The sequence below is a fragment of the Vibrio sp. M260118 genome, assembly GCF_036533755.1.
GTDB lineage: Bacteria > Pseudomonadota > Gammaproteobacteria > Enterobacterales > Vibrionaceae > Vibrio.
The window spans coordinates 1-5069 of the sequence record NZ_JATABG010000268.1; the positions used below are offsets into that span (position 1 = coordinate 1).

At 45.9% G+C, this 5069-nt stretch carries 4 protein-coding genes; all 4 read right to left on the bottom strand.

Annotated features, from left to right (window positions below; genetic code table 11):
* On the bottom strand, nt 1-3081 hold a 3081-nt coding region (locus QTO00_RS14590), incomplete at its 3' end, for an efflux RND transporter permease subunit (RefSeq protein WP_331425444.1).
* 2 nt (nt 3082-3083) lie between these two features.
* The gene (locus QTO00_RS14595; protein ID WP_331425446.1) at nt 3084-4088 is read right to left on the bottom strand and encodes an efflux RND transporter periplasmic adaptor subunit; all 1005 of its coding nucleotides are present in this window, start codon (nt 4086-4088) and stop codon (nt 3084-3086) included.
* Between the two features lie 43 nt (nt 4089-4131).
* Entirely contained in the window at nt 4132-4590 is a 459-nt protein-coding gene (locus tag QTO00_RS14600) for a YeeE/YedE family protein (protein ID WP_038200923.1), read from the bottom strand.
* A gap of 17 nt (nt 4591-4607) precedes the next feature.
* Nucleotides 4608-5027, bottom strand: a complete 420-nt coding sequence (locus QTO00_RS14605; protein ID WP_331425445.1) for a YeeE/YedE family protein — start codon at nt 5025-5027, stop codon at nt 4608-4610.
* Between the last annotated feature and the right edge of the window lie 42 nt (nt 5028-5069).

Sequence of the window (5069 nt, forward strand, 5' to 3'; positions counted from 1 at the left end):
GACAAAAATACCAAATATAAGGCTGATGGCTAATCCATTGAAGATTGGGTCATCAAGAATGAACACGGCACCTATCATTGCCGCTAGCGCAGTCAACATAATCGGTTTCGCCCTGACGGCGGCCGATTGGATGACAGCCTCAGAAAACTCAACTCCCTCGTCTACCTGCTGATTTATAAAATCGACCAACAGTATCGAGTTGCGAACGATAATCCCAGCCAGAGCAATCATGCCAATCATGGATGTGGCAGTGAATTGGGCACCGAGTAGCGCATGCCCAGGCATAACGCCAATGATCGTCAAAGGGATCGGCGCCATGATAATTAACGGCACCAGATAAGATTTAAACTGCGCCACAACCAACAGATAAATCAAGATCATCCCTACCGCGTAGGCTATGCCCATATCGCGGAATGTTTCGTAAGTTATAGTCCACTCACCATCCCAAAGAATCGATATCCCCTCAAGACCGTCGGGCTGATTAACATAGTGTTGAGCCACATCCATATTATGATCGAGTGCGCTACCGATATTGAACATACCATAAAGGGGACTATCGACAGAGCCCGACATGTCACCGACCACCATTACCATCGGTACCATGTTTTTATGCACGATATAGTCTTCCATACGTGTCTCGCGTACCGAGACCAAATCGGACAACGGATAAGACTGCCCATTTTGGCTAGCAACCTTCATAGTAAGAACCTGCTCTAATCGTACCTTTGCACTTTCACCGGCTTGGATTTGAATAGGTACAGGATATTTACTGTATTCGGTATGTAGATAGCTCACAGGCTTTCCGCCGACTGACGTTGCGAGTGCATCAACAATAGAAGAATATGGCACCATCAAATGCGCAGCTTTACTTCGGTCTATAACCACCTGCCATTTTTGATGTGATTCAGGTAAGTACATATCAACATCTACAATGTCATCAGTCGCTTTAAACAGACCTCGGATATCTCTCGCTGCCTGATTGCGAAGTTCCGGAGTTGGTCCATAGACTTCAGCCAAAATTGGTGACCATACAGGCGGGCCGGGTGGGACTTCCACGACCTTCACTTTACCGCCAAACTTTTCTGCTACTTGATTTAGCAGCGGACGAATATCCGTTGCGATGGCGTGGCTATCACGGTCTCGTTCTTTGCGTCCAACCAGATTGACTTGAATGTCACCTTGATGCGCTTGGTTACGCATAAAATAGTGGCGTACTAATCCATTAAAATTGATTGGAGCCGCTGTACCCGCATAGATCTGATAATCTGTCACTTCCTGAACATTATTGAGCTCATCCCCCATTTCAAACAACACTCGCTGAGTTCTTTCTAACGAAGTCCCTTCGGGCATATCCAACACAACTTGAAACTCAGACTTGTTATCGAAAGGAAGCATTTTAAGAACCACCGCCTGCACTACTGGCAACATAATCGATCCAGCAATCAATGCTAAGATAGCGAGCAGTAGCATCAACCGATTTCTGCCTTGCGCTTTAGCTGTGACAAATGGCGACATAATGGTATGGAACAGTGAGTTCGATTTTGTTTCCTCACCATGGAGAGACGGTTTTAGGAAATGGCTGGCTAACCACGGAGATACAACAAATGCCACAATTAATGAAATGAGCATCCCCATTGAAGCATTGATGGGAATTGGGCTCATATAAGGTCCCATCAACCCACTAACAAATGCCATGGGTAGAAGCGCAGCAATAACGGTGAGGGTAGCCAGAATCGTGGGTCCACCGACCTCATCTACCGCGCCGGGAATCAAGTCTCGAAGTTTCGCGGTTCCCTTCGACATGTGACGGTGAATATTTTCCACCACCACAATCGCATCATCGACCAAGATACCTATAGAGAATATTAAGGCGAACAACGACACTCGGTTTAAGGTAAACCCCCAAGCCCATGAAGCAAACAAAGTGATCATCAGTGTCACCACAATCGCGAAACCTACCACCAGAGCCTCTCGCCATCCCATCGTCAAGAGGACTAATACGACAACCGCCGCCGTCGCAAATGCCAACTTACCCATTAAGGTATTGCTCTTATCTGCAGCTGTCTTACCGTAGTCTCGAGTAATCTCAACTTTAATTCCTTCTGGAATCAACTGATTACTAAGCTCTAGAACACGCTTTTCAATGGCTTGCGCAACGTTAACCGCATTTTCGCCTGCCTTTTTCGCAATCGCGATCGTTACAGCCGGAGTCATCTGCTGTTTATCACTCGTCCAAACGTTATGAGTAGGGGTATTTGCCCCTAGCCTAACCTCAGCAATATCGTGCAAATAAACGGGCGCATTATTGTATAGACCAATAACTAGCTGTTTAACCTCTTCAACTCGAGTTAAAAACTGCCCGATTTGCAGCGGAAATTCTTGATTGTCATGGGTAAGGCGCAACATTGACGAACGATTATTAGCTGCAGGCAGATGACGGTTAAGTTGATCAAGCGTGATACCAAAGCTATTCATTTTAGTCGGGTCTAAGCGGACATCGACAATAGTACTGTGCCCACCAACTGTATAGATATCGCGTGTGCCGTCAATACGCTTTAGTTCGGTTTCTAATCCGTGAGCCACTTGCGTAAGTTGTTGTTGATCCAGCAAACCAGATTGGTCACTCAGTGTTAGACTGACAATAGGGACATCTTCAATCCCTTTCGGCTTAATAATTGGTTCTCCAACACCGATACCTTGCGGCATCCAATCTTTGTTGGAATAGAGCTTGTTATAAATTCTAACAACCGCGTCATTTCGACTCACTCCTACCTCAAAGATAGCAACGATCATTGCGCCATCAGGTTGAGAAAGGGAATACAGTTTGTCGATACCTTGAATTTCGGAAATGATTTGCTCGGCAGGTGTGGTCACCAAACTCTCCACTTCCTTAGGCGATGCACCGGGAAACGGAATATAAACATCCGCGAACGTCACATCGATTTGAGGTTCTTCCTCTTTGGGCGTGACTATGATGGCAAATATTCCCATCAAGAGACCAACCAGAGCAAGCAAAGGCGTCATCGCCGAATTTTGAAAGGCCGCAGCAATGCGACCCGATATACCGAGTCGATTGTCCATAATCACTCTCCTTTAGCAGCTAAGGGTAGTGCTGCAATCACATCTCCCACTTCAAGGCCAGAGAGGACTTCAACATACTTGCCATGAGTTTGCCCCAACCTAACTGGATTTAGAACACGCTTATTTTGGCTGATACGATAAACCGAACTTAACTCTCCTCGACGTACCACAGAAGATTCTGGAATCAATAACGCCTTTCTCTGCCCATAGTTGAACGTGGTTTTTATCCACATTCCCGGAGCGAGAGCTTCGGTATTTTCCGGCAAATCCAAACGTAAATTGAATGTATGTGACTGAGGATCGGCATAGCTAAACAAGTTAAAATCAACTGGAACAATGCTTTCTCCACTTGGCGGCAATACGGCAAATTGACTGACGTCTTTTACTTTCGTCTGGAAACGCTGTGGGATTTGTAGCTCTACGCGGAGAAAATTGATAGAAAATCCGCTAACCAAGGGCATACCCGGCGCGACGGTTTCACCCATTTCGACATGGCGTTTGGTGACTATGCCTCCATAAGGTGCAGTGACACTGGTATAACCTAGTGACTCTTTAGCTTGTTCTACATTAGCCTGAGCAGATTTTACCGAAGCTGCAGCACTACGAGCGCGAGCTTCGGCGCTGTCCATTTGATCCTTTGAAATTGCGCCTTTTGGAAACAGTTGCGTATAACGTTTCAACTGAGCCTGAGCTTCTCTATTTTGTGCCAGTGCACTTGTGAGTTGGGCTCGCGCTGCATCTAGAGACGCGGATTGTTGTACATCACTGATTTCGAGCAGGACTTCACCTTGCTCTACGTTGTCATTAACGTCAACAAAGACGCCTACGACGCGTCCTGAGGTTTGCGCCGCCACCGTCCCTTGATTGACAGCTTCAACCACACCATCAAGATGAATGACTTGTGAAAGTGGCTCTAGACGCACTGTATACTGATGTTCATCTTGCTGGGCGTGTGCACTCATTGCAACCGCACCAATCAACGCGAAACTCAATTTTATCAATTTCATCATCACCACTTCCTTAGTCAAATCATTCCGTTACCATTGCACATTACGCGGTTTGAGTTTGTGACTCTCGGCTATTTAAATGACAGATAACCAGATTTGTTATTCCCAAACCCACCATCATAGTTGCAAAAAACACCCAAACACCCGCGTTGCCTAATGCCAAACTCGACATGGCAGGTCCGGGACAAATACCTGCAATACCCCAACCTAAACCAAAGATAGCAGCGCCACTTACCAATCGAGCGTCAACCTTATTCTTTTTTGCTAAACAGAATTCTTGGGCTATCACTGGGCTTGATTTCGGCTTAATCAAAAAAAAGTAAGCAGGCATGAAAACCATTAACGCACCGCCCATAACGAACGCAAGGCTTGGGTCCCATGAGCCAGCGACATCTAAGAATCCAATAACTTTAGCAGGATCGGCCATCCCTGAGACTGTCATCCCCAAACCAAATAGTAAACCTGCAAATAATGAGGTCACACGGAAAATTACTTTACTCATTTTTCTTATCTCTCGGGTTATAGCAGGTGAAGACGGACGAACACTGTCGCAGCCGCGACTATCATGAAAATCATTGTGGCGATGATTGAACGTGTTGATAGACGTCCAATGCCACATATTCCATGTCCACTCGTACAGCCATTGCCGAGCCTCGTACCGACACCAACAAGGAGTCCCGCTGCCCCTATAACAAAAATACTACTATCAAATGTCGTTGGTACATCACCACCCAATGCGACTACGCCAATCACACCACCAGAAACCATGCCGATTGCAAACAATAAGCGCCAAGCAAAATCTGAAGATTTGGGAGTTAACATTCCGGTCATAATGCCGCTGATCCCGGCAATTTTTCCGTTGATCAACAGTAAAACTGTCGCTGATATCCCAAGTAAAATGCCTCCTGCAAACGATTCCCATGGAATGGAAAAGCTCATAACTACCTCTTAGATTTATTAAAAATGTTAACTACAAAATGT

What these genes read in the sequence shown, in the direction of transcription:
- QTO00_RS14595 (WP_331425446.1), bottom strand. Translation starts at nt 4,088, where the DNA reads ATGAAATTGATAAAATTGAGTTTCGCGTTGATTGGTGCGGTTGCAATG.
- QTO00_RS14600 (WP_038200923.1), bottom strand. Translation starts at nt 4,590, where the DNA reads ATGAGTAAAGTAATTTTCCGTGTGACCTCATTATTTGCAGGTTTACTA.
- QTO00_RS14605 (WP_331425445.1), bottom strand. Translation starts at nt 5,027, where the DNA reads ATGAGCTTTTCCATTCCATGGGAATCGTTTGCAGGAGGCATTTTACTT.